This window comes from Haloterrigena salina JCM 13891 (assembly GCF_000337495.1).
In the GTDB taxonomy this organism is placed as follows: Archaea; Halobacteriota; Halobacteria; order Halobacteriales; family Natrialbaceae; genus Haloterrigena; species Haloterrigena salina.
Map to the genome: position 1 here is coordinate 55,445 of NZ_AOIS01000037.1, position 22,954 is coordinate 78,398.

Below are 22,954 nucleotides of genomic sequence, written 5' to 3' on the forward strand. Positions count from 1 at the left end.
ACACGTAGCCCGGACGGAACGGGTCGGGACGAAGCTGTCCCGTTCGCGTCGACGCTACTTCATTTCAGCCGATACGGATTGTCGTCGTCGCCGTCGTCCTCGTCCTCGCTCTCGTAGGGTTTCCGGGCCGTGATCGTCACCGTCGCTTCGGGGTCGTCCTCGTCGGCCCACGGGCTGTCGTAGGCCGAGATCTCGAGGTCGGTCACGTCCCACCCCTCCTCCTCGATGAGTTCGACCAGCCGGCGCTGGTCCTCGAGCATGTCCTCGTCCATACGTTCCCGTTCGGCCGTGGGCCGGGTAGTTCTTCCGCCGAGGTGTCGCCACCGAGGTCGCTCGAGCGGTATCGGTCGCGAGGCCCCGAACCACAGACCGCAACCTACCCGTCCCCGCTACCGACCTGGATAGCTTCCTCGACCAGCGTCAGGTGGGCCCGACGGAGTCGCTCCGAGAGCGCCTGGTGGGAGACGTCGAGTTCGTCCGACAGGGCGTCCATATCTATCACTCGTGGAATTTCGTAGTAGCCGTGCTCGAGGGCCGCGACCAGCGTCTCGTACTGGGCGTCGGTCAGTCCGTACCGGCCCCGACGGTCGTCCTCCAACCGGTGGATCTTCCGAACCTCGATCGTCAGCCCCTGCTCGGTCGCGAAGTCGTAGGTGCGCGAGAGCGACTCGCGTTCGGGAACGAGCACTCGGAACCGCCACTGCCGACCCTCGACGCTGGCGTCCATGACCGTCGCCCGCTCCTCGGTCAGCAGGTGAAGGATGACGGTGACGTCGTCGACCCAGTGCATCCGATAGAGTCGCTCGTCGTCGAGGTCCGTCAACCGTTCTGCCGCCTCGACGGTCGGGTCGTCCGCGAGCGCGTCGTCGAACCCCTCGAAGGCGGCCTCGTCGTCGGCGAACCAGACGTAGGGCATCACGTGATCGGGATCGTAGGCGACGACGCGCTCGATTTCGACGTCGAGATTGTCCGTGGCCTCGAGCGTCTCCCGAAGCGCGAACTCCTGGGCCGGAACAGTCAACTCTGCGATAGTACTCATGGTCGTCTCCACCACGGCCACCGGCATGAGTGACCGACCCGAACGATCTCGTTCGACCCGCCAGCATCCGATATCGAAACCGAAATCGGTTACGGAGGAGTGGAAATACCCGGCGTGCTTAAGCGGATCCGCCTGCAACTCGGTAGCATGCTCACCGACGACTTCGGGCGGGAGGTAACTGGGGTTCGGGTCTCTCTCACCGATCGGTGTAACTTCGATTGCGTCTACTGTCACAACGAGGGGCTGGGTGACACCCGCGGGCCGATGGATCCCCAGGACGACGAGATGTCGACCGACGACGTCGTCGCATTTCTGGAGGTCGCCGCCGAGTTCGACGTCGACGCGGTCAAGTTCACCGGCGGCGAGCCGATGCTCCGACAGGACCTCGAAGAGATCATCGAACGCACCCCCGACCAGATGGAGGTCTCGCTGACGACCAACGGCACGTTCCTTCCGGGCCGCGCCGAGAGCCTCGTCGAGGCCGGACTCGAGCGGGTCAACGTCTCCCAGGACGCGCTGGATCCGCAGGACTTCGCCGAGATCACGAAAAGCGGCGCCTACGAGAAGGTCCTCGAGGGGGTCGAGGCCGCGCTGGACGCGGGGCTCGATCCGGTGAAACTCAACATGGTCGTCTTCGAACACACCGCGGGCTACGTGCCCGAGATGGTCGACCACGTCGCGGAAAACGACGGCCTCCGGCTGCAGTTGATCGAGTACATGCCCGAACTGACGGGCAAGCCCGAGTGGAACGTCGACATCCAGCGGGTCCACGACTGGCTGGCCGAGCAGGCCGACGAGATCGAACACCGGGAGATGCACGACCGCAAGCGCTACTGGATTGGGGGAACCGCGGACGACGACGGCGGGATGGTCGAGATCGTCGACCCCGTCGAGAACCCCACCTTCTGCGCGAACTGCCACCGCGTGCGCGTTACTCACGAGGGCTACCTGAAGGGGTGTTTGAACCGCAACGACGACCTCAAGTCGATGGGCGAGATGTCCAAACCCGAGATCCGCGAGGCGTTCCGCGAGGTCGTCGCAAATCGGGTGCCCTACTACGGCGAGTACATGATCCAGAACGGCGACGGCGAGTGGGAACTCAACGACGAGTACCTCGAGGTCGAGCCGCCGGCGGACTGATCGTTACTCGGGTCGGTCGACTGCGAACGGAATCGCTCAGTCCGAACCCGCTCCGGCGTCGTCTTCGGTGTAGATGTCTTCGACGAGGTGCCCGTAGCGCTCGGCGATCTTCGAACGCCGCTTCTTCATCGTCGGCGTCACGAGGTCGTTTTCCTCGGTGAAGCCCTCGGGGACCAGTCGGAACTCCTTGATCGTCTCGTAGGACTCGAAGCCCTCGTTGACGTCGTCGACTGCCGCCTGGACTCGCTCGAGCATCCACTCGTCCTCGAGGAGGGCCTCGATGTCCTCGGGGAGAGAGACGCCCTCGCTCGCGGCGCGGCTCCGGAGTTCGTCGACGTTGGGGACCAGCAAGGCGCCGACGAACTTCTCGCCGTCGCCGACGACCATCGCCTGTTCGACGACGTCGACGGAGGCGAAGGCGTCCTCGAGCGGACCCGGCGCGACGTTCTTCCCCGTCGAGAGCACCAGCAGTTGTTTCGTGCGCTCGCGGAACTCGAGGTAGCCGTCGGGCCGTTCGTGGACGATGTCGCCGGTTCGGAGCCATCCCGCCTCGGTGAACGCGCGGTCCGTCGCGCCGGGCTTCTCCCAGTAGCCCTCGGTGACGTTCGGGCCCCTGACGAGGAGTTCGCCGACCGTTCCCTCGTCGTCGAAGGCCTCGTCCCTGACGACCGAGGCGTCGAGTTTGGTCTCGACGCCCGCGAGCGCGGGCCCGACGGTTCCGACGCGCGGATCGCTCGGCTGGTTCGTCGCGATGACCGGCGAGGTCTCGGTCATCCCGTAGCCCTCGACGATGGACAGCCCCATCGTATGGAAGAGCTGACAGAGGTCCGGCGAGAGGCTCCCGCCGCCGCTGACGAGGAACTCTATGTTGCCGCCCAGCTTCTCGCGGATCGTCGCGAAGACGAGTTCGTCGGCGTCCGCCAGCTCGGACTCGAGTTCCTCGCCGGGATCGTCGGCCGCGTTGTACCGGCGCGCGACGTCGAGGGCCCACTCGAGGGCCTCCTTCGTGTCCTCGTCTGCGGCCGCGCTCTCGCGGATCCCGTCGTAGAGCTTCTCGTAGACCCGCGGGACGGCCGTCGTGCTGGTGGCGCCGACCGCGCCGAGATCCTCGGCGAAGGTCTCCGGGCTCTCGCCGTAGGCGATGCAGGCCCCGGCCGCGAACAGCATGAAGTGACCCGCCGTCCGCTCGAAGACGTGGGCCAGCGGCAGAACGGAGAGCGCTCGCGACTCGGGCGTTATCGAGGGGTCGTCTTCGTCCTTGTCGTCGCGCGGGCCGTACCGCCGGTAGAGCTGGTTGACGTTCGATCTGAGGTTCCGGTGGGTCAGTTTCACGCCCTTCGGTTTACCCGTCGTACCGCTGGTGTAGATCAGGCTCGCCAGGTCGTCGACGTCCCGAGCCGCGAGCCACGAGTCGTACGCCTCGCGGTCGAATCCCTCGTCGCCACGCCGGTAGAGCTCGCCGAGCGTGATCACGTCCTCGCGGTCCGCGTACGCGTCGTTCTCGAGGGCGTCGAAGACGACGTAGAACTCGAGGTCAAGTTCGTCCTCGACCTTGAGGACGCGCTCGAGGAGCGTCTCGTTCTCGACGACGACTCCCGAGGCGTCGGGGTCGTCGAGGAGGTACTGGATCTGGTCCGGCGAGGAACTCTCGTAGACGGTGGTCACGACGCCGCCGGCGGCGAGGATCCCGAAGTCGGAGAGGGCCCACTCCATGCGCGTGTCCGCGAAGATTCCAACGCGTTCGCCGTCGGCGATCCCGAGGTCGCGGAAACCGGCCGCGATCCGGCGGACGAGGTGGGCCATGTCGTCGTACGTGATCGACGCGTACTCGCCCGCCGGCGCGGGCTCAAGGGGCGCGGCGTCACCGTTCCCGGCGAGCGACCGATCGTAGATCCCGCCCTTGTACTGCTGTGCAGCAGTGTCGCCGTTTCGCTCGGCGCTCCGTTCGAACATCTCGGCCAGCGTCTCGAGTTCCAGTACGGGATGGTCGAACGCGGCCTCGGCCTCGAACAAACTCATGAACGGTTGCTAGTTTCCGGCCCGATACTATAAATGATGAGAAAATAACTCGAGGACGCGATCGCCGGCCCGCGGGACGACGAAGGCGGGGTGGGACTCGATACCGGGGCCGGGGCCTTTCGTTGCGCTTAAGTACCCGTCGCCGGTAGGTTCGGGTGCGATACGTGTAGGGGAGGCGGTCCCCGAGTCCGGAAGGGCGACGATAGAGACACGGTGTTGTGGTAGCCAAGCGGCCCAAGGCGCATGGTTGCTAACCATGTGGCGTCAAGCCTCCGGGGTTCGAATCCCCGCCACAACGTCGGATACGCTGGCGACACCTCGTCAGTAGCATTCCCTGGCGTTCTTTCGCCAGTCGTTTGAACCGCGCGCACACTAGACACAGATACACGACACATGAGTGAGGAAGCACCTCAAGAACAAGAGGACGACGAAGACCTCCAGTACTTCGTCCGCATCGGGCAGACGGACCTCGATGGGACGAAGACTGTCGAGCGTTCGCTGTCGGAGCTGAACGGTGTCGGTCGACGGACCGCCCGACTCATCGCCGACGAAGCGGACGTCGATCGAACGGCCACGTTCGGTCGACTCGATGACGACATCATCGACGAGGTCGTCGAAACTGTAGAGAACTACGCCGAGGAAGTGCCGGACTGGCTCAACAACCGCCAGTCGGACTTCTACACCGGCGAAACGACCCACGAGATCGGGAACGATCTCCAGTTGACCCGTCAGCACGACATCAACCGGATGAAGATGATCGACTCCTACAAGGGCGTCCGCCACAAGCGCGGACAGAAGGTTCGCGGTCAGCGAACCAAGTCCACCGGCCGAACGGAGGGCACCATCGGAGTCAACGTCGAAGAGATCCGCGAAGAACAGGCCGAAGAGGCCGCTGCCGAAGAGGACGAGGGTGAATAATGCCACTCGGCACTGACACCAAACAATACGAGACGCCGAACCACCCATACCAGGGCGAACGCATCGCCACCGAGCACTCGCTGGTCGACCGCTACGGGCTCTCGAACAAAGAAGAGCTCTGGCGCGCCCAGTCCGAGCTTCGCTCCTACCGGCGCGAGGCCCGCGAACTCCTCGGTCAGGCCCAGGACGACGAGACCGTCCAGCGCCGCTCCGAGGAGTTCCTCGGTCGACTCAAGCGCGTCGGCATTCTCGACGAGAGCGACGAACTCGGCGACATCCTGTCGCTCGAGATCGAGGACATCCTCGAGCGTCGCCTCCAGACGGTCGTCTACCGGAACGGGCTGGCCAACACGACCCAGCAGGCCCGACAGTACATCACCCACGGGCACATCGTGATCGGCGACCAGCGCCACCGGGTTCCGTCGTACGTCGTCGACGTCGACGAGGAGGACCTCGTCGAGTTCGACGAGAACAGTCCCCTCGCGGACGAACTCCACCCCGAACGAGCGGAGGGTCAGTAAACCATGAGCCAGGACGACGAAAAGTGGGGCGTTGCCCACGTGCACGCATCGTTCAACAACACCGTCATGACCGTGACCGACCTCACGGGCGCGGAGACGATCGCCAAGTCCTCCGGCGGGACGGCGGTCAAGCAGAACCGCGACGAGGCGTCGCCGTACGCGGCCATGCAGATGGCCGAGTCCGTCGCCGAGGAGGTCAAGGCAGCCGGCATCACGGGTCTGCACGTTCGCGTGCGCGGCCCCGGCGGCAACCTCCAGAAGTCCCCCGGACCGGGCGCGCAGGCGACGATTCGCGCGCTCGCCCGCTCCGGTATCGAGATCGGTCGCATCGAAGACGTCACGCCGATCCCGCACGACGGATCGCGCGCACCGAAGGGTAAGGGCGGCTACTAGATCCATGACTGAAGAGTACGACGTCGAGTTCGTCGAACGCGGGGAACGCGAGGCGCGGTTCCTCGTTCGGGGCGTGACCCCCGGGTTCGCCAACGGTATCCGGCGAGCGATGCTCGCCGACGTGCCGACGATGGCGATCGACACCGTCCGGTTCGTCGAGAACTCGTCGGTCATGTTCGACGAGCAGCTCGCGCTTCGGCTCGGGCTCGTTCCGCTGACGACGCCGCCGGAAGGCGAGTTCGGCGAGGACGAGACCGTCACGCTCTCGATCGACGTCGAAGGGCCGGCCACGGCCTACTCGGGCGATCTCGTCTCGAACGACGAGCTCGTCCAACCGGCCGACCAGAACGTCCCGATCATCGACCTCAAAGACGACCAGCGCCTCGAGGCCGAGGCCGACGCCGTCGTCGATTACGGGAAGGACCACGCTAAACATCAGGGCGGCGTGGCCGTCGGCTACCGACACCTCCAGCAGGTGGAGGTCGTCGGCGACCTCCCCGAGTTCGAGGACGAAGAGTCCCGAATCGTTCGGGGCGTCATCGAGGACAACGGCGAACTCGTTCCCACGAGCGAGTTCGATCACGACCTCTCGAACCGGTATCCGGGGAAGGAAGTCGAGGTCGAGGACGTGCCCAACGCCTTCGTCTTCCACGTGGAGACGGACGGCTCCTTCAGCGTCGAAGAACTGGTCACGCGAGCCGCCGACTCGATCGAGTCCCGGGCGACCGAACTCGAAGACGCAGTACAGCTATAGCAACAGATGTTCCGCCCCAATTCCCGACACCAAGAGCCCGCGTTCGCCGGCGCCGTTAGCAACGAGACCGGCGCGGGCTCGTCCGATGGAATCGAAAGGGGTTTGAAGGGGCGGCGGATACACGGAAGTGCGAGCAGGGATAGCCAAGTCAGGCCAACGGCGCAGCGTTCAGGGCGCTGTCTCGTAGGAGTCCGCAGGTTCAAATCCTGCTCCCTGCATCCACTTCTCACTCGTCGAACGTCCACGACCGAACAGCCGACCGTCCATACCGGACGTCGAGCTGTACGCGTTGGGGCCGTTCGACACGACAGCGATTCCACGACCGACGAGACGGTTCCTCGTCCCGTCGGTTCCGTATCTTTGGAGGAAACCAATGAGTAGCAAAACTAATCCGAGGCTCAACGATCTCATCGCCGAGCTGAAGTCGACGTCCCGCGAGACGGACGCCGACGTCTGGCGAGATGTCGCGGATCGACTCGAGAAGCCCCGGCGCACCCACGCAGAGGTGAACCTGGGCCGTATCGAGCGATACGCACGCGAAGAAGAGACCGTCGTCGTTCCCGGCAAAGTGCTGGGCTCCGGCGCACTACAGAAATCGGTTACCGTCGCGGCCGTCGACTTCAGTTCCTCGGCCGAGACGAAGATCGAACAGGTCGGCGAATCAGTACCGCTCGAGCAGGCGCTCGAAGCAAACCCCGATGGATCTAACGTCCGGGTGATTCGATGAGTATCGCGGAATTCGACGCGGACGTCGTCGTCGACGCCCGAGACTGCATCCTCGGTCGCGTCGCCAGCGAAGTCGCACAGCGCGCACTCGACGGCGAGAGTATCGCCATCGTCAACGCCGAGGACGCGATCATCACCGGCGACGAGGAGGACGTCTTCGGGACCTACCGTAAGCGACTGCAGCTGCAGTCCGACAGCGGTCCCTACTACCCGAAGCGGCCGGACACGATCTTCAAGCGCTCCGTTCGCGGCATGCTGCCGTACAAGAAGCCCCGCGGCCGCGAGGCGCTCGATAGCATCCGCGTCTACGTCGGCAACCCCTACGAGGGCGACCAGGAAGCGGAAGTGCTCGAGGGGACGTCGCTGGACCGGCTTTCGAACATCCGCTTCGTCCAGCTGGGCGAAGTCTCCGAACAGTTAGGTGCTAACGTCACATGGTAACGAACACGAGTGGAAAGAAAAAGACCGCCGTCGCCCGCGCGACCGTTCGCGAGGGCGAGGGTCGCGTCCGAATCAACTCCAAGCCAGTCGAACTGGTCGAACCGGAGATGTCCCGGCTCAAGATGCTCGAGCCGTTCCGCATCGCCGGCGAGGAGCTGCGCAGCGAGATGGACATCGACATTCGCGTCGAAGGCGGCGGCATTAGCGGACAGGCAGACGCCGTCCGCACCGCTATCGCACGCGGCATCGTCCAGCACACCAACGACGCCGAACTCCGCGACGCCTACATGGAGTTCGACCGGTCGCTGCTGGTCAACGACGTTCGCCAGTCCGAACCGAAGAAATGGGGCGGCCCGGGCGCTCGGGCGCGCTACCAGAAGTCCTACCGCTAAGGTGATTCAAGCATGATGGTACCGGTCCGGTGTTTCACCTGTGGCAACGTCGTCGCCGAACACTGGGAGGAGTTCGACGAACGAGCCAACGAGGGCGACGAGGACCCCGAGAAGGTCCTCGACGAACTCGGCGTCGAGCGCTACTGCTGTCGGCGCATGCTCGTCAGTCACCGCGACCTCGTCGACGTCGTCTCCCCGTACCAGTAACAATGCAACAACAACAGCACAACCGCTACGAGAAAGCACGCATCCTCGGCGCTCGAGCGCTGCAGATCTCCTACGGCGCGCCGGTGCTGGTCGAGACCGACCAGTCGGAGCCGATCCTCATCGCCGCCGAGGAGTACGACGCCGAGGTGCTTCCGTTCACCGTCAAACGGGGGTACGACCGAAAATGACGCTCATCACTGACGTTCGCCTGCGTCGGATCCTCGACTCGCGGGGCAATCCGACCGTCGAGGCCGACGTGGTGACCGAAAGCGGCGGTTTCGGCCGTGCCGCGGCGCCGAGTGGCGCCAGCACCGGCGAGTACGAGGCCGTCGAGCGACCGCCCAGCGAAGCGATCGCCGCGGCCCGCGAGGACGCCGTCCCGCGACTCGTCGGCGAGGCCTACGCCGGCAACCAGCGCGAGGTCGACGCCGCACTACATGCCGCCGACGGAACCGACGACTTCTCGGAGATCGGCGCCAACAGCGCGGTCGCCATCTCGATGGCCGCCGCGAAGGCCGGTGCCGACGTGCTCGGCGCGCCGCTGTTCCAGCACTTAGGCGGCGCGTTCCGCGGCCAGAACTTCCCGATCCCGCTCGGGAACGTCGTCGGCGGCGGCGAACACGCCGCCGACGCGACCGACATTCAGGAGTTCCTCGTCGCGCCCGTCGGCGCACCCAGCGTCGAGGACGCCGTCTTCGCCAACGCCACCGTCCACAGCACCGTCGCCGACCTGCTCGAGGAACGCGACGTTCCCTGCGGCAAGGGCGACGAGGGGGCGTGGGCGCCGTCGATCGACGACAGAGAGGCCTTCGAGATCGTCGACGAAGCGGTCTCGATCGTCCAGGACGAAGTCGGCTTCAACATCGGCTTCGGACTGGACGTCGCCGGCGCGGAGCTGTACGACAGCGACGCCGGTACCTACGAGTACAGCGACCGGAGCCGCGACACCGACGAGCAGATCGAGTACATCGCGGAGCTCGTCCGCGAGTACGATCTGGTCTACGTCGAGGACCCCCTCGACGAGGACGATTACGACGCCTTCGCCGACCTCACCGACGAGGTCGGCGACCAGACGCTGATCTGTGGCGACGATCTGTTCGTCACGAACACGGATCGACTCGTCGAGGGCATCGACCGCGGTGCGGCCAACAGCATCCTGATCAAGCCGAACCAGATCGGGACGCTGACCGACGCCTTCGACGCGATCGAACTCGCGGCCCAGAACGGCTACGATCCGGTCATCTCCCACCGCTCGGGCGAGACCGAGGACACAACGATCGCACACCTCGCCGTTGCGACCGACGCCCCCTTCATCAAGACGGGCGCCGTCGGCGGCGAGCGAACCGCCAAACTCAACGAGCTCATCAGAATCGCAGACGACGCGACATGACAGATAACGACGCAACCCAAGAAGGGCTCGACGCCGCCGAGGAGGAAATCGACGAGGAGCCGGCCGAGGGGCCGGGTCCCGCCGCCGAGGAGGACGTCGAGCCTGTAGACGAACAATCCGCCGACGCCGAGGCCGCGGAGGCCGACGCCGACGCCGAACCAGCCGCCGAGGAGGAGGAAGAAGACGCCGGACCCTCCCTCGACGATGACGTTATGAGCGACGAGGAGGCCGACCTCCTCATCCCCGTCGAGGACTACCTGGGCGCCGGTGTCCACATCGGGACCCAACAGAAGACCTCGGACATGGAGCGGTTCATCCACCGCGTCCGGACCGACGGGCTCTACGTGCTCGACGTCTCGAAGACCGACGGCCGCATCCGCACGGCCGCGGACTTCCTCGCCAACTACGACCCCGAGCAGATCCTGGTCACCTCGAGTCGCCAGTACGGTCGGTTCCCGGCGGAGAAGTTCGCCGAGGCCGTGGGCGCCCGCGCCCGCACCGGTCGCTTCATCCCGGGCACGCTGACCAACCCCAAGTACGACGGCTACATCGAGCCGGACGTGCTGGTCGTCACCGACCCGATCGGCGACGCCCAGGCCGTCAAGGAGGCCATTACGGTCGGCATCCCGGTCATCGCGATGTGTGACTCGAACAACCAGGTCAGCAACGTCGACCTGGTCGTCCCGACGAACAACAAGGGTCGCAAGGCCCTCTCTGTCGTCTACTGGCTGCTCGCCAACGAGGTCCTCGATCGACGCGGCGCCGAGCCGTCCTACTCGCTCGACGACTTCGAAAGCGGCGTCTAATCCGTTCGAACCGGAATCGATACTGATCGTTTTCGCTCTCCGCTTTACCGTCTCGACGAGCGGCCGCACCGTCCGCGTCGCGGGCTCGAGTCACACCTGCTGAACAAAGGAGTTACATGAGCACCCGCACAACGGGCGACTATGATCGATTCGCTGTTTCACTTCGAGGAGGACGTCATCCCGCTGCCGGTCGTGCTGGCCGCGGTGGCACTGATCGTGATTTTCGCCGTCGGCATTCCGTACCGCGCTCTCGTCGGCTTCTGAATCGCTCGAGACGATTCGACCGGGGCGAGCCGCGGCGTAAGTCGTCGCCGACCGTTCGTTACGCCTCGTTTTCGAGACAACGCTGGTAAACGGTGCGCAGTCGGTCCCCCATCTTGTCGACGGTGTACTCGGTGACGTGCGCTCGCCCGTCCGATCGGCGATCGCCCGCGAGCACGTCGGCCAGTCGCGACTGGAGTGCGTCGTCGTCGGCGACGACGTGGGAGTCGGAAACGGGCTCGAGCACCTCGCGGGCGAAGCCGACGTCGCGCGAGACGACCGGGACGTTACAGGCCGCGGCCTCCTTGATCGTCATCGGTCCGCTCTCGTAGTGCGAGGTGATCAAGACGGCGTCGGCGGCGTTCAGGTAGTACGGTACCTCCTCGTAGGGCTGGTTGGCGACGGTCCGCAACTGTACGTCGTCGGGGAGTCCGTCCACGACCCGTTCGGCCAGCGGATAGTTCTTCTCCTCGCGCGAGGGGGCGTAGGGAAAGAGGACGATCCGCTCGTCGGTCTCCCAGCCGACGCGCTCGCGCGCTTCGTCCCGCGGAACGGGTCGGAACCGCTCGGTGTCGACCGGGAACGGGACGTTGTGACAGGGTCGATCGACGCGATCGGCCATCGCGTTCGAGGGAACGACGACGCGATCGGCGCGCGCGGTGAACCACCTGATGACGTCGGCGTACGGGTTGTCGCGATACTCGCCGCCCCAGAGCGTACAGACGACCGGGAGGTCGGTCCCCGGCAGCGCCGACGCCGCGACGGCGAACGGGAACGTGAGTCCGTAGTTGGCGTGGACGAGGTCGTAGTCCCCGCGCGCCGCTCGGAGTACCTGCGGGAGGTAGCGGGCGTAATCGAACGGCGTCCGCCGCTGGACCTCGTCCTCGTGGGCCCGGTGTTCGCTGGGGACCGGCAGCGTCGTCACCTCGACGCCGGCGCGCTCGAGGGCTGTCATCTGGCTTTGATAGAAGCTGCGCCAGTCGGTTGTGGTGAGGCTCAGGACGCGGATCATGGTNTCGACGCCGGCGCGCTCGAGGGCTGTCATCTGGCTTTGATAGAAGCTGCGCCAGTCGGTTGTGGTGAGGCTCAGGACGCGGATCATGGTGGCGTTACTGAGGGACCGGATCGCCGCGTTCGTCCGCGTCAGACTCCGACTCGCGCTCCGCCTGCGCGGGCGCCCCCGGCGTCGGTTCGTCGACGTCCGTGAGGAGCTGGCTGAGCACGTACTCGGTGACGTCGATCTTCTCCTCGAGCATCGCCTCGCGTCGGTCTGCCCAGGTTTCGTCGGCGGTTGGATCGCTGACGATCCGCTCGAGGGTGTCGACCGCGTCGCTCTCGCGGCTCGTGTGGAACGATCGGACGAGACCGTAGGCCTCGAGTTCGTCGAACTTGCCCATGTCGTCCGCGCCCGCGANATGGTGGCGTTACTGAGGGACCGGATCGCCGCGTTCGTCCGCGTCAGACTCCGACTCGCGCTCCGCCTGCGCGGGCGCCCCCGGCGTCGGTTCGTCGACGTCCGCGAGGAGCTGGCTGAGCACGTACTCGGTGACGTCAATCTTCTCCTCGAGCATCGCCTCGCGTCGGTCCGCCCAGGTTTCGTCGTCGATCGGGTCGCTGACGATCCGCTCAAGGGTATCGATCGCGTCGCTCTCGCGGCTCGTGTGGAACGATCGGACGAGACCGTAGGCCTCGAGTTCGTCGAACTTGCCCATGTCGTCCGCGCCCGCGANCGCGTCGCTCTCGCGGCTCGTGTGGAACGATCGGACGAGACCGTAGGCCTCGAGTTCGTCGAACTTGCCCATGTCGTCCGCGCCCGCGAACGGGCTGATCCGAACGGTCGGCGTGCCGAGGAGGCCGGCCTCGAGGGTGGTCGTCGCGACCTCGCCGACGACGACGTCGGCGAACGCGAGCAGGTGGTGAAACGCCGCCGGCGGCACGGGAAGCGGTTCGGTGCCTTCTGGCAGCGGGCCGTCGCCCTCGTCGGAGACGAACACCCGTCCGTCGTCGGCGAGGACGTCGACGATCCGGCGACGCGCCGAGGGAGAGATACCCTCCTTCCCGACGTCGTGGTTGCCGTTCCACGCGCCGAACCGGATGACGGCGTACCGCTCGTCGGGATCGACGTCGTTGCGTCGCAGGACCGACGGGTCCGGCTCGAACTGATTCGGATGGAGGTACGCGAGTTCGTGGTAGCCGGGATAGGTGACGTGTCCGTCGCCGTAGCCCTCGCGGAAGTTGTCTGGAGTGTAGAGCACGTCCGCGAACGGGAGGGTGAGTCGGTTGCCGCCGTTGATCGCCGTCTCGGTGTCGATGTAGACGTGGCTCTCCGCGCCGACCAGTTTGGCGACGTGCGTCGCGGCGATTCCGTGGCTCGAGACGATGTAGTCGGGATCGATCGCCCGCGCCCGGCGGAGGAGCCGGTACTCGTAGCGCAACTGCGTCAGCCCCAGTCCGAGCCAGCCGTCGGGCTCCCCACAGAGCAGTTCGTGATCGATGTCGTAGGCGTCGAGGAGNTCGTAGCGCAACTGCGTCAGCCCCAGTCCGAGCCAGCCGTCGGGCTCCCCACAGAGCAGTTCGTGATCGATGTCGTAGGCGTCGAGGAGTTCCCCCGTAACCCCCTTCTCGCGGCCGAACACGTGGACGTCGTGACCCGCAGCCTCGAGGTCGCGGACGACGTTCTTGAAGAGGTGAACGTTCGCCGCGTGCTGGATGGTGATGATGATATCCATCTGTCTCGGTATCGAAGCAACTCATGTCGGTCGTATTATTATATAACTCATAGCCGAGTGATATTATCCCTCCCGGATTTCACCGGTGAAACGGTCACTCGCGAGTGAAATGACGGAGAGAAATAGTTTCACGTGTAACAAGTGTCCGAGACGCCGTCGCAACCGAGGCGATTCCCACCGGACGAATTCTTACCCACGCCTTAGAGGAGTGACATTCACCCGGCCGGGTTTCTCCGACGAAACGGTCGCTCGCGAGCGAAACGACGGCGTCTAAACAGTTGCACGCATAACAAATTTTCCGAGACGTCGTCGAGACGGTGTATCGACCAGAATTCGATCGGAGTCTCGCGGACGACCCCTGACCCGCCCGCGGCGTCGGTTACTGTGCGTCAGGCCGACGCCTCCGCAAGTAGGTCGCTGACCAGTTCGGCCGCGTCGGTCGCCGTCGGACCGAAGACGTAGGTGATCGGCTCGATGCCGAACGCCCCGCGGTGGTAGGCCACCCGCGGAACGCTCCCGTGCTCGGCGAACCGGTCGCGGAGGTGGTCGCCCCGGTCCTCGTAGTCGGCGTCGAACTCGAGGGGGTCGTACCCGAGCGCGCGGGCGGCCTCGAGGAGCGCGTCGTCGGTCGCGACGTTGACCGCGCCGCGGACCTCGGGATCGACCGATCGGGCGGCGAGGATCGCCGTCGCGACGTGTTTCGAGGCGCCAAACTCCGGGTTGGCGGGGATTTCGATCCGGCGACCNGAGGATCGCCGTCGCGACGTGTTTCGAGGCGCCAAACTCCGGGTTGGCGGGGATTTCGATCCGGCGACCGATCTCGTAGATCCGGCCGGGAACGGCGGCCACGTCGGTCTCGTCGTGCGCGTCGGGGAGGGCCATCCCGACGTTAGTCCCCACGTTCGGGACGGCCGCGGCCATCTCCGGGATCGAGGCGAGGGTCCGGGCGGCCGTTCTGACGTTCGCGAGGACGTCGCGTTCGGCGCGGACGTCGGAGTCGAGGCCGCGGACGCAGAGGTCGCAACCGAGGCCTCGTAGGGCGGGCATCTCCTCCTCGTGGAGCTCGCAGATCGGGCCGCGATCCTCTAAGTCGCGGATCAGCGCCAGCAGCTCCGCTAGCGCGTCGTAGCCGTCCATTTCGCCGCCGGCGAGGCCGTCGGCGATGCGGTCGACGGTGGCGACGGTCTCGGGGTGGTCGCGAAAGCGGTCGTCGCCGCCGCTCTCGCCGCTGACGTACTTGCTGACGGCGGCCTGCGTGACGCCGAGCTTCGTTGCGATCTCCTGTTGGGTCATGCCGCGGTCGGCGAGGCGAGTCGCCAGCATCGCCCGCACGGTGGGGAGAAAGCGGTCGACGACGAGCTCGCTCGGCAGGACGAGAGACATGTACGACCGCGTTGCGGCGACACCCGCTTAAATCCGACTCCTCCGGGACCCCGGGACCGCGAGAAGAGTAGCTATTAACCGTCGTCGGACGAACGGCGGGATATGGCAGTCTCGAGCGCTCCCGGGAAGGTGTACTTGTTCGGGGAGCACGCGGTGGTTTACGGCGAGCCCGCGGTTCCGTGTGCGATCGAGTTACGGGCGCGGGTCGACGTCGAGCAACGGGCGGACAGCAAACTTCGGGTTCACGCCGAGGACCTGAGTCTGGACGGCTTCACGGTCGAGTACGCCGGCGAGCCCGAGGGACGACCGGACGTCGACGTCTCGGAGTCGCTGCTCAACGCCGCGATGGGGTACGTCGACAGCGCGATCGAGCAGGTTCGGGACGTCACCGGCGAGGACGACGTCGGATTCGACGTCACCATCGAGAGCGACATCCCGCTGGGCGCGGGGCTGGGCTCCTCGGCGGCGGTCGCCGTCGCCGCCATCGACGCCGGCACCCGCGAACTCGGCACGACTCTCGAGATCGACGAACTGGCCGAACGCGCCTACCGGACGGAACACGAGGTCCAGGGCGGGCAGGCCTCCCGCGCCGACACCTTCTGCTCAGCTACGGGCGGCGCCGTCCGCGTCGAGGGCGACGACTGCCGCTCACTCGAGGCGCCGGAGCTCCCGATCGTGATCGGCTTCGACGGCGGTGCGGGCGACACGGGCGAACTCGTCGCTGGCGTCCGCGGCCTCCGCGAGGAGTACGACTTCGCGGCCGACACGGTCGAAGCCATCGGCGACATCGTCCGGCGCGGCGAGGACGCCCTCGCCACGGGCGATATCGAGGAACTCGGCCGGCTGATGAACTTCAACCACGGACTCCTCTCGGCGCTCGGGGTCTCCTCCCGGACGCTCGACTCGATGGTCTGGGCGGCCCGCGACGCCGGCGCCATGGGCGCGAAGCTGACGGGCGCCGGCGGCGGCGGCTGTATCGTTTCGCTGGACGACACCGACGAGACTGAGACAGCACTGTCGTACACGCCCGGTTGCGAGGACGCCTTCCGCGCCGAACTCGCCGAAACGGGGGTGGCCCGACTCGAATGATCGTCCTGAAACTCGGCGGTAGCGTCATCACCGACAAGGACCGTCCCGAGACGCTCGACGGCGAGGCCCTCGAGCGGGCCGCCGACGCGGTCGCCGCAGCCCTCGAGGACGGCGTCGAAGACCTCGTGATCGTCCACGGCGGCGGCAGCTTCGGCCACCACAACGCCAGCGAGCACGGGGTCACGACCGTCGAAGGGACCCGCGACGCCGGCGCCGCGCTCGACATCCACGGAGCGATGACGACCCTGAACCGGTTCGTCCTGAGCCGGCTGCTCGAGTGCGGCGTCGAGGCGGTTCCGGTCCACCCGTTCTCGGCGGGCCACCGAGACGTCGAGGGCGACCTCGAGTTGCCGACCGGGCAGGTCGCGACGCTGCTCGGGGAGGGGTTCGTCCCCGTACTCCACGGCGATCTGATCGCCCACGCGGGTTCGGGCGCGACCGTCGTCAGCGGCGACGAACTCGTGGCGGAGCTGGCCCGCGACCTCGAGGCCGACCGGATCGGCCTCTGCTCGACGGTGCCGGGCGTGCTGGACGACGACGATGCGGTGATCGACCGCATCGCGGCCTACGAGGACGTCGCCGGCGTGCTGGGCGAGAGCGCGGCGACCGACGTCACCGGCGGCATGGCCGCGAAGGTACAGGCGTTGCTGGCCCTCGAGGCCGAGGCCTCGATCTTCGGGCTCGCGGACCTCGAGGCGTTCCTCGCCGGCGACGAGCCAGGGACGACGATCGACTCGTCGTAGTCGGCGACCGACGGCGCACACGACTGGGTCCGTTTTTTCTCCCTCTTCGTGTCGTCTCCCGGTATGGTTTCGATCGACCAGGCGACCGCACTGATCACCGGCGGCGGATCGGGAATCGGACGGGAGACAGCCCTCGAGTTCGCGCGGCGCGGAGCGCGCGTCGTCGTCGCGGATCTAGACGTCGACGGCGGCGAGGAGACGGCCGCGATGATCGAGGACGACGACGGCGACGCGATCTTCGTCGAGACGGACGTGAGCGATCCGGAATCGGCCCGAACGATGGTCGATACCACCGTTGAGGTGTATGGACGACTCGACTGCGCGTTCAACAACGCTGGAATCGGCGGCGAACGGGCCACCGTCGACGAGTATCCCCCCGAGAGCTGGCACGGCGTCATCGACGTCAACCTGAACGGCGTGTTCAACTGTCTGACTGCCGAGATCGCCCAGATGAAGTCACAGGACGCGGGCGGCGCGATCGTGAACAACGCCTCGGTTCTCGGGAAGGTCGGGTTCGAAACCTCCTCGGCGTACGCCGCTGCCAAACACGGCGTTCTCGGACTCACGAAAAGCGCCGCCCTCGAGAACGGCGAAACCGGCGTTCGGATCAACAGCGTCTGTCCCGGCTTCATCGACACGCCGCTGCTCGAGGCGGACATGACCGAGGAGGAGCGCGACCAGATCGCGGGGATGCACGCGATGAATCGACTCGGGACGCCCGAAGAGGTCGCGAACGCCGTGGCGTGGCTGTGTAGCGACGAGGCGTCGTTCGTCACCGGAGAGGCATTCGGCGTCGACGGCGGCTATCTCAGCCAGTAGGGCCGAAATCGACGCGTTCGGCATTTTTGTGGGAGCGCTCGAGCGGGATACCCAACCCACTGCGTTTTTAACACCCCGGCGTGTAGTGGCCACTAGCGAAACCCGCGGGCAAGTGCGCTCGGGGTCGACGGTGTGACACCTCGACCGATCGGAGGCGATTGCCTCCCCGTGCGCATAGCGGGATGGCCGACGCGCTGTAAGACGCCGGGGCCGCACAACCGGGAGTCCGCGGACCGTTTCGATGAGAGTCGATCGCGGCTTTCAGTACAACGAACTATGGAAATCGAAATCGCAACAATCGGCGGCTACGAGGAAGTCGGACGGCAGATGACTGCCGTTCGCGCCGGAGACGACGTCGTCATCTTTGACATGGGTCTGAACCTCTCGCAGGTACTGATCCACGACAACGTCGAAACCGAGCGGATGCACAGCTTAGACCTGATCGACATGGGAGCGATCCCCGACGACCGAGTGATGTCGGATCTCGAGGGCGACGTGAAAGCGATCGTGCCGACCCACGGCCACCTCGACCACATCGGCGCCATCTCGAAGCTGGCCCACCGGTACGACGCGCCGGTCGTCGCGACGCCGTTCACGATCGAACTGGTCAAACAGCAGATCGAGGGCGAGCAGAAGTTCGGCGTCGAGAACGACCTCGTGAAGATGGACGCCGGCGAGACGATGTCCATCGGCGATTCCGGCAAGGTCGAACTCGAGTTCGTCAACGTCACCCACTCGATCATTGACGCGATCAATCCGGTGCTGCACACGCCCGAAGGCGCGGTCGTCTACGGGCTCGACAAACGGATGGACCACACGCCCGTCATCGGCGACCCGATCGACATGGAGCGGTTCCGCGAGATCGGTCGCGAAGGCGAGGGCGTCCTCTGTTACATCGAGGACTGTACCAACGCCAACAAGAAGGGCCGTACGCCCTCGGAGAAGGTCGCCCGGGAGCACCTCCGGGATGTCCTCTACAGCATCGAGGACTACGACGGCGGCATCGTCGCGACGACATTCTCGAGTCACATCTCGCGGGTGACGTCGCTGGTCGAGTTCGCCAAGGACATCGGCCGCCAGCCCGTCCTGCTCGGCCGCTCGATGGAGAAGTACTCCGGAACGGCGGAACGACTCGACTTCGTCGACTTCCCCGACGACCTCGGGATGTTCGGCCACCGCAAGTCCGTCGACCGCACCTTCAAGCGGATCATGAACGAGGGCAAGGAGAACTACCTGCCCATCGTCACTGGCCACCAGGGCGAGCCGCGCGCGATGCTCACCCGAATGGCTCGCGGCGAAACGCCCTACGAACTGGACGATGGCGACAAGGTCGTCTTCTCGGCCCGGGTCATTCCGGAGCCGACCAACGAGGGCCAGCGCTACCAGGCCGAGAAGCTCCTCGGCATGCAGGGCGCCCGCGTCTACGACGACATCCACGTCTCGGGCCACCTCAACCAGGAGGGCCACTACGAGATGCTCGACGCCCTCCAGCCCCAGCACATCATCCCCGCTCACCAGGATATGAGCGGCTACTCCAGCTACGTCAACCTCTGTGAGAGCGAGGGGTACCAGCTCGGACGTGATCTCCACGTCACGCGCAACGGCAACCTCATCCAACTCGTCGACTGATATGACCAGTCCCGAGGCACGAGAGGAGGCGGTGCTCGAGGCCGTCCGCGAGCGCCGCGAGCGGGTCAACGAGGCCATTCCGGAGGAGCTACCGATCCAGCGTCCCGAACGGCTCTACGAGGCGTCGCGTTACCTGCTCGACGCCGGTGGCAAGCGACTGCGTCCGACCGTCCTGCTGACGGTGGCCGAATCGCTGCTGGACGTCGAGCCCCTGAGTACCGACTACCGCGAGTTCTCGACGTTAAACGGGAACCGCATCGACATCATGGACGCGGCGGTCAGCGTCGAAGTCATCCAGTCGTTTACTCTCATCCACGACGACATCATGGACGACGACGACCTCCGCCGCGGCGTCCCCGCCGTCCACAAGGAGTACGACCTCGAGACCGCCATTCTGGCGGGCGACACGCTCTACTCGAAGGCGTTCGAGATCATGCTCGAGACCGGCGCGAAACCCGACCGGTCGGTCGAAGCGCTCAACGTGCTCGCGACGACCTGTACCAAGATCTGCGAGGGCCAGTCGCTGGACGTCACCTTCGAGGAACGCGCGGACGTCTCGCCCGACGAGTATCTCGAAATGGTCGAGCAGAAGACCGCGGTGTTGTACGCCGCCTCGGCGTGTCTCCCCGCGATCTTGCTGGGGGCCGACGAGGAGACGGTCGACGCCCTCTACGGCTACGGGCTCGACATCGGCCGGGCGTTCCAGATCCAGGACGACGTCCTCGACCTGACGGTCCCGAGCGAGAAACTCGGCAAACAGCGGGGCAGCGACCTCGTCGAAAACAAACAGACGCTGATCACGGTCCACGCCCGCGATCAGGGCGTCGACGTCGACAACCTCGTCGACACGAACGACGTCGAGGCCGTCACCGAAGCCGAGATCGACGACGCCGTCGCCGAACTCGAGGCCTCGGGCTCGATCGAGTACGCCAACACCACGGCTCAGGACCTCGTCGCCCAGGGCAAGGAGCGACTCGAGGTCCTCCCGGACAACGAGGCCCGCGAGTTGCTTCGGGATCTGGCTGACTACCTGATCGAGCGCGGCTACTGAGCCGTTCGGTAGCGTCGCTCGGTCACCGCTTTTCGACAATATTTTTCGGTCGTGCGAGTGCGGTCGCTCGAGTAGCGGTGGGACTTCGGTTGGAAGGAGGGGCCGCAGGGATCGAAAACGGGCCGTTACGGACCGAGGAACCCATCTGCGGTGGCGCGCGCTGTGACCGGCCGAGCGAAAGCGAGGCCGGGAAGCAAATCCGTGCGAGGTCTTCGTGAGTGAAACGAACGAAGTCGTTCGAGACGGCGAAGCCGTCTCGTGATGCGAAAATCTCCGATTTTCAGCAGCTTGGAAGGCGCGAAGCGTCTTCCAGTGGATGAGCGACCATCGGGAGTGAATTGGCTGGGGAGGTGGTGGCACCTCCCCGTTGCCACGGTAGCAAGACGCTTGTTTCATCGATACTTTTTGAGATCACGATTTAGATTGCGTCTGAACGGAACACGTGTTCGCACGTCTAGGAACGGTTCATCTGCCGCTACCGTGGCAGCAGTGATTCCACGTCCTCCCCAGCCGACTCGCGCACTGTCGTCGACCCTCCTCACTCGCGTTCGGCGGGTCGACAGTGCGCACCACCGTATACCGACCGGTCCGCCGTCAGAACGAATCGAACGTCGGCGTCACCGCCGCAGAATTCGCGAGGGAGGTCCCGCAAACGATGCGTGGACATCGCGGACGTTTTGGTCCGGGCACGACTATCGCAGCGTAATGAACGACGAGTTGCGCGAGCGCATCGAGCGCGAGGCCGAGAAGCACGCGCTGTTGAACGCCGTCAAACACGAGAGCGACGCCGACGTCGGCGCGATCATGGGGCCGCTGATGGGCGACAACCCCGACTTCCGCGAGCACGGCGACGAGATTCCGGGCATCGCCGGCGGCGTCATCGGCCGAGTCAACGACCTCTCGTACGAGGAGAAACGCGAGCGCCTCGAGGACCTCGCCCCCGAGGAACTCGCCGAGATCGAGGCCGAGGACGAGGAGGACGAACACGACCTCCCCGACCTCCCGAACGCCGCGGAGCCGAGCTCCGCGAGCCCTGACTCGCAGGCTCATCAGGACGCCGACGAGTACGACGAGATTCGGATGCGCGTCGCGCCCAACCCCAACGGCCCGTGGCACGTCGGCCACGCCCGGATGCCCGCCGTTATCGGCACCTACAAGGAGCGCTACGACGGCTGGTTCTGCGTCCGCTTTGACGACACCGATCCCGAAACGAAACGCCCCGATCTCGAGGCCTACGACGCCATCCTCGAGGATCTCGACTACCTCGGCTTCGAGCCCGACGCGACCTACAAGGCGAGCGATCGCCTCGAGACCTACTACGAGCACGCCCGCGAACTGATCGACCTCGGCGGGGCCTACACCTGCTCGTGTTCCGGCGAGGAGTTCTCTGAGTTGAAAAACAGCGGCGAGCCCTGTCCCCACCGCGAGAAGGACGTCGAGACGGTCCGCGAGGAGTTCGAGGCCATGGTCGACGGCGAGTACGACAGCGGCGAGATGGTCCTGCGGGTCAAGACCGACATCGAGCACAAGAACCCTGCGCTCCGGGACTGGGTCGGCTTCCGAATGATCGACACGCCCCATCCCCGCGAGGAGGCCAGCGAGTACCGCTGCTGGCCGATGCTCGACTTCCAGTCCGGCGTCGACGACCACCTCCTCGAGATCAGCCACATCATCCGCGGCATCGACCTTCAGGATTCGGCGAAGCGCCAACAGTTCGTCTACGATTATTTCGGGTGGGACTACCCCGAAGTCGTCCACTGGGGCCACGTCCAGATCGACGCCTACGACGTGAAGATGAGCACGTCGACCATCGCCGAACTGATCGAGGACGGCGAACTCGACGGCTGGGACGATCCGCGCGCGCCGACGCTCAAGAGCCTCCGCCGGCGGGGCATCCGCGGCGAGGCCATCGTCGAGGCGATGGCCGGGCTGGGCACGTCGACCAGCGACGTCGACCTCGCGATGAGTTCGATCTACGCGAACAACCGCGACCTGATCGACGAGGAGACCGACCGCCGCTTCTTCGTCCGCGAGGGCAACCAGCTCCCGATCTCCGGCGATCCGCCCGCGGAGGCGAACCCGCCGCTCCATCCCAACCACGAGGAGCGCGGCGTCCGCGAGATTCCCGTCAGCGACTCCGTGATGCTCGAGCCCGAGGACGTGCCCGAGGCCGACGAGCGCATCTGGCTCAAGGGACTCGGCTGCTTCCGGTACGCCGAGGGGGCACTCGAGTACACGGACGACGATATCGACGTGGTCCGAGAAGGCGAGGTCGATGTCGTCCACTGGGCCCCGGCGAGCGAGAGCGTCGCCGTCCGGATGCGCACACCCGACGGCGACGTGCGCGGCCACGCGGAACCCGGCGTCGGCGACCTCGCGTCCGACGAGATGGTGCAGTTCGAACGCGTCGGCTTCGCGAGAATCGACCGCCACGACGACGAGGAAGAGGAGACCGTCGTCTACTACGCGCATCCCTAATTCGGATCGCACCGATCGTCAATCGA

The 22,954-nt window shown here is 65.9% G+C and carries 25 protein-coding genes, 2 tRNA genes and 1 pseudogene; 21 read left to right on the plus strand and 7 right to left on the minus strand.

The genetic code is table 11. From position 1 onward, the window contains the following. Positions 1-59: 59 nt before the first annotated feature. A complete protein-coding gene (locus tag C477_RS10865) occupies positions 60-272 on the minus strand; it encodes a hypothetical protein (protein WP_008894537.1) in 213 nt (70 codons plus the stop codon). A 104-nt stretch (positions 273-376) separates the two neighbouring features. Beyond that, positions 377-1,039, minus strand: coding sequence for a helix-turn-helix domain-containing protein (locus tag C477_RS10870; protein WP_049914509.1), 663 nt, complete (start codon positions 1,037-1,039; stop codon positions 377-379). 147 nt (positions 1,040-1,186) lie between these two features. Between C477_RS10870 and moaA the strand changes: the two genes are divergently transcribed. Then, complete coding sequence (gene moaA, locus C477_RS10875; protein ID WP_008894539.1) at positions 1,187-2,179, plus strand: GTP 3',8-cyclase MoaA; 993 nt, start codon at positions 1,187-1,189, stop codon at positions 2,177-2,179. A gap of 36 nt (positions 2,180-2,215) precedes the next feature. On the opposite strand, the gene C477_RS10880 is transcribed toward moaA, so the two are convergent. Continuing rightward, on the minus strand, positions 2,216-4,198 hold the full coding sequence (locus tag C477_RS10880; protein WP_008894540.1) for an AMP-dependent synthetase/ligase: 1,983 nt from the start codon (positions 4,196-4,198) through the stop codon (positions 2,216-2,218). 215 nt (positions 4,199-4,413) lie between these two features. Between C477_RS10880 and C477_RS10885 the strand changes: the two genes are divergently transcribed. The 14 genes from C477_RS10885 to C477_RS24720 all read left to right on the plus strand — a co-directional run bounded on the left by C477_RS10885 (position 4,414) and on the right by C477_RS24720 (position 11,010). Continuing rightward, positions 4,414-4,496 (plus strand) — tRNA-Ser (locus tag C477_RS10885). Between the two features lie 95 nt (positions 4,497-4,591). Then, positions 4,592-5,116, plus strand: coding sequence for a 30S ribosomal protein S13 (locus C477_RS10890; protein WP_008894541.1), 525 nt, complete (start codon positions 4,592-4,594; stop codon positions 5,114-5,116). After that, a complete protein-coding gene (locus C477_RS10895; protein WP_008894542.1) occupies positions 5,116-5,637 on the plus strand; it encodes a 30S ribosomal protein S4 in 522 nt (173 codons plus the stop codon). Before C477_RS10890 ends, C477_RS10895 begins: the two co-directional genes overlap by 1 nt. Before the next feature lie 3 nt (positions 5,638-5,640). Beyond that, positions 5,641-6,030, plus strand: coding sequence for a 30S ribosomal protein S11 (locus C477_RS10900; protein WP_008894543.1), 390 nt, complete (start codon positions 5,641-5,643; stop codon positions 6,028-6,030). A 4-nt stretch (positions 6,031-6,034) separates the two neighbouring features. Further along, entirely contained in the window at positions 6,035-6,784 is a 750-nt protein-coding gene (locus C477_RS10905) for a DNA-directed RNA polymerase subunit D (protein ID WP_008894544.1), read from the plus strand. A 133-nt stretch (positions 6,785-6,917) separates the two neighbouring features. Continuing rightward, positions 6,918-7,002 (plus strand) — tRNA-Leu (locus C477_RS10910). Positions 7,003-7,157: 155 nt separating this feature from the next. Beyond that, positions 7,158-7,511, plus strand: a complete 354-nt coding sequence (locus C477_RS10915) for a 50S ribosomal protein L18e (protein ID WP_008894545.1) — start codon at positions 7,158-7,160, stop codon at positions 7,509-7,511. Beyond that, positions 7,508-7,951, plus strand: coding sequence for a 50S ribosomal protein L13 (locus tag C477_RS10920; RefSeq protein ID WP_008894546.1), 444 nt, complete (start codon positions 7,508-7,510; stop codon positions 7,949-7,951). The genes C477_RS10915 and C477_RS10920 overlap by 4 nt, the downstream gene beginning before the upstream one ends. Continuing rightward, entirely contained in the window at positions 7,945-8,343 is a 399-nt protein-coding gene (locus C477_RS10925) for a 30S ribosomal protein S9 (RefSeq protein ID WP_008894547.1), read from the plus strand. Before C477_RS10920 ends, C477_RS10925 begins: the two co-directional genes overlap by 7 nt. Before the next feature lie 12 nt (positions 8,344-8,355). After that, on the plus strand, positions 8,356-8,550 hold the full coding sequence (locus tag C477_RS10930) for a DNA-directed RNA polymerase subunit N (protein ID WP_008894548.1): 195 nt from the start codon (positions 8,356-8,358) through the stop codon (positions 8,548-8,550). 2 nt (positions 8,551-8,552) lie between these two features. Then, entirely contained in the window at positions 8,553-8,738 is a 186-nt protein-coding gene (locus C477_RS10935; protein ID WP_008894549.1) for a DNA-directed RNA polymerase subunit K, read from the plus strand. After that, positions 8,735-9,940 (plus strand): phosphopyruvate hydratase, encoded by a 1,206-nt coding sequence (gene eno, locus C477_RS10940; protein ID WP_008894550.1) that lies wholly within the window; start codon positions 8,735-8,737, stop codon positions 9,938-9,940. Before C477_RS10935 ends, eno begins: the two co-directional genes overlap by 4 nt. Then, positions 9,937-10,746, plus strand: coding sequence for a 30S ribosomal protein S2 (rpsB, locus tag C477_RS10945; protein ID WP_008894551.1), 810 nt, complete (start codon positions 9,937-9,939; stop codon positions 10,744-10,746). Before eno ends, rpsB begins: the two co-directional genes overlap by 4 nt. A gap of 141 nt (positions 10,747-10,887) precedes the next feature. Beyond that, a complete protein-coding gene (locus tag C477_RS24720; protein WP_008894552.1) occupies positions 10,888-11,010 on the plus strand; it encodes a hypothetical protein in 123 nt (40 codons plus the stop codon). A 58-nt stretch (positions 11,011-11,068) separates the two neighbouring features. Here C477_RS24720 and C477_RS10950 read toward each other — a convergent pair whose 3' ends face one another. The 4 genes and pseudogenes from C477_RS10950 to C477_RS10965 all read right to left on the minus strand — a co-directional run bounded on the left by C477_RS10950 (position 11,069) and on the right by C477_RS10965 (position 15,119). Beyond that, positions 11,069-12,052, minus strand: coding sequence for a glycosyltransferase family 4 protein (locus tag C477_RS10950; RefSeq protein ID WP_049914510.1), 984 nt, complete (start codon positions 12,050-12,052; stop codon positions 11,069-11,071). Positions 12,053-12,116: 64 nt separating this feature from the next. Next, the gene (locus tag C477_RS10955) at positions 12,117-12,404 is read right to left on the minus strand and encodes a hypothetical protein (RefSeq protein ID WP_008894554.1); all 288 of its coding nucleotides are present in this window, start codon (positions 12,402-12,404) and stop codon (positions 12,117-12,119) included. Between the two features lie 27 nt (positions 12,405-12,431). Beyond that, the gene (locus C477_RS10960; RefSeq protein ID WP_008894555.1) at positions 12,432-13,736 is read right to left on the minus strand and encodes a hypothetical protein; all 1,305 of its coding nucleotides are present in this window, start codon (positions 13,734-13,736) and stop codon (positions 12,432-12,434) included. Between the two features lie 389 nt (positions 13,737-14,125). Continuing rightward, positions 14,126-15,119: pseudogene (locus tag C477_RS10965) on the minus strand (thiamine-phosphate synthase family protein). Between the two features lie 102 nt (positions 15,120-15,221). On the opposite strand from C477_RS10965, the gene mvk reads away from it, so the two are divergent. The 6 genes from mvk to C477_RS10995 all read left to right on the plus strand — a co-directional run bounded on the left by mvk (position 15,222) and on the right by C477_RS10995 (position 22,928). Beyond that, entirely contained in the window at positions 15,222-16,208 is a 987-nt protein-coding gene (mvk, locus tag C477_RS10970; RefSeq protein WP_008894557.1) for a mevalonate kinase, read from the plus strand. Continuing rightward, entirely contained in the window at positions 16,205-16,951 is a 747-nt protein-coding gene (locus C477_RS10975; RefSeq protein ID WP_008894558.1) for an isopentenyl phosphate kinase, read from the plus strand. Before mvk ends, C477_RS10975 begins: the two co-directional genes overlap by 4 nt. Before the next feature lie 63 nt (positions 16,952-17,014). Continuing rightward, positions 17,015-17,770, plus strand: coding sequence for an SDR family NAD(P)-dependent oxidoreductase (locus C477_RS10980; RefSeq protein ID WP_008894559.1), 756 nt, complete (start codon positions 17,015-17,017; stop codon positions 17,768-17,770). A gap of 276 nt (positions 17,771-18,046) precedes the next feature. Then, positions 18,047-19,399 carry a ribonuclease J gene (locus C477_RS10985; protein ID WP_008894560.1) on the plus strand — a complete coding sequence of 451 codons (1,353 nt, stop codon included), beginning with the start codon at positions 18,047-18,049 and terminating at the stop codon, positions 19,397-19,399. A gap of 1 nt (position 19,400) precedes the next feature. Further along, a complete protein-coding gene (gene idsA3 / locus C477_RS10990) occupies positions 19,401-20,450 on the plus strand; it encodes a geranylfarnesyl diphosphate synthase (protein ID WP_008894561.1) in 1,050 nt (349 codons plus the stop codon). Between the two features lie 705 nt (positions 20,451-21,155). Continuing rightward, a complete protein-coding gene (locus tag C477_RS10995) occupies positions 21,156-22,928 on the plus strand; it encodes a glutamate--tRNA ligase (protein WP_008894562.1) in 1,773 nt (590 codons plus the stop codon). Positions 22,929-22,954 lie beyond the last annotated feature (26 nt).

Excerpts from the sequence above, each read along its gene's own strand:
- C477_RS10865 (WP_008894537.1), bottom strand. The coding sequence starts at position 272 with ATGGACGAGGACATGCTCGAGGACCAGCGCCGGCTGGTCGAACTCATC.
- C477_RS10870 (WP_049914509.1), bottom strand. The coding sequence starts at position 1,039 with ATGAGTACTATCGCAGAGTTGACTGTTCCGGCCCAGGAGTTCGCGCTT.
- moaA (WP_008894539.1), top strand. The coding sequence starts at position 1,187 with ATGCTCACCGACGACTTCGGGCGGGAGGTAACTGGGGTTCGGGTCTCT.
- C477_RS10880 (WP_008894540.1), bottom strand. The coding sequence starts at position 4,198 with ATGAGTTTGTTCGAGGCCGAGGCCGCGTTCGACCATCCCGTACTGGAA.
- C477_RS10890 (WP_008894541.1), top strand. The coding sequence starts at position 4,592 with ATGAGTGAGGAAGCACCTCAAGAACAAGAGGACGACGAAGACCTCCAG.
- C477_RS10895 (WP_008894542.1), top strand. The coding sequence starts at position 5,116 with ATGCCACTCGGCACTGACACCAAACAATACGAGACGCCGAACCACCCA.
- C477_RS10900 (WP_008894543.1), top strand. The coding sequence starts at position 5,641 with ATGAGCCAGGACGACGAAAAGTGGGGCGTTGCCCACGTGCACGCATCG.
- C477_RS10905 (WP_008894544.1), top strand. The coding sequence starts at position 6,035 with ATGACTGAAGAGTACGACGTCGAGTTCGTCGAACGCGGGGAACGCGAG.
- C477_RS10915 (WP_008894545.1), top strand. The coding sequence starts at position 7,158 with ATGAGTAGCAAAACTAATCCGAGGCTCAACGATCTCATCGCCGAGCTG.
- C477_RS10920 (WP_008894546.1), top strand. The coding sequence starts at position 7,508 with ATGAGTATCGCGGAATTCGACGCGGACGTCGTCGTCGACGCCCGAGAC.
- C477_RS10925 (WP_008894547.1), top strand. The coding sequence starts at position 7,945 with ATGGTAACGAACACGAGTGGAAAGAAAAAGACCGCCGTCGCCCGCGCG.
- C477_RS10930 (WP_008894548.1), top strand. The coding sequence starts at position 8,356 with ATGATGGTACCGGTCCGGTGTTTCACCTGTGGCAACGTCGTCGCCGAA.
- C477_RS10935 (WP_008894549.1), top strand. The coding sequence starts at position 8,553 with ATGCAACAACAACAGCACAACCGCTACGAGAAAGCACGCATCCTCGGC.
- eno (WP_008894550.1), top strand. The coding sequence starts at position 8,735 with ATGACGCTCATCACTGACGTTCGCCTGCGTCGGATCCTCGACTCGCGG.
- rpsB (WP_008894551.1), top strand. The coding sequence starts at position 9,937 with ATGACAGATAACGACGCAACCCAAGAAGGGCTCGACGCCGCCGAGGAG.
- C477_RS24720 (WP_008894552.1), top strand. The coding sequence starts at position 10,888 with ATGATCGATTCGCTGTTTCACTTCGAGGAGGACGTCATCCCGCTGCCG.
- C477_RS10955 (WP_008894554.1), bottom strand. The coding sequence starts at position 12,404 with ATGGGCAAGTTCGACGAACTCGAGGCCTACGGTCTCGTCCGATCGTTC.
- mvk (WP_008894557.1), top strand. The coding sequence starts at position 15,222 with ATGGCAGTCTCGAGCGCTCCCGGGAAGGTGTACTTGTTCGGGGAGCAC.
- C477_RS10975 (WP_008894558.1), top strand. The coding sequence starts at position 16,205 with ATGATCGTCCTGAAACTCGGCGGTAGCGTCATCACCGACAAGGACCGT.
- C477_RS10980 (WP_008894559.1), top strand. The coding sequence starts at position 17,015 with ATGGTTTCGATCGACCAGGCGACCGCACTGATCACCGGCGGCGGATCG.
- C477_RS10985 (WP_008894560.1), top strand. The coding sequence starts at position 18,047 with ATGGAAATCGAAATCGCAACAATCGGCGGCTACGAGGAAGTCGGACGG.
- idsA3 (WP_008894561.1), top strand. The coding sequence starts at position 19,401 with ATGACCAGTCCCGAGGCACGAGAGGAGGCGGTGCTCGAGGCCGTCCGC.
- C477_RS10995 (WP_008894562.1), top strand. The coding sequence starts at position 21,156 with ATGAACGACGAGTTGCGCGAGCGCATCGAGCGCGAGGCCGAGAAGCAC.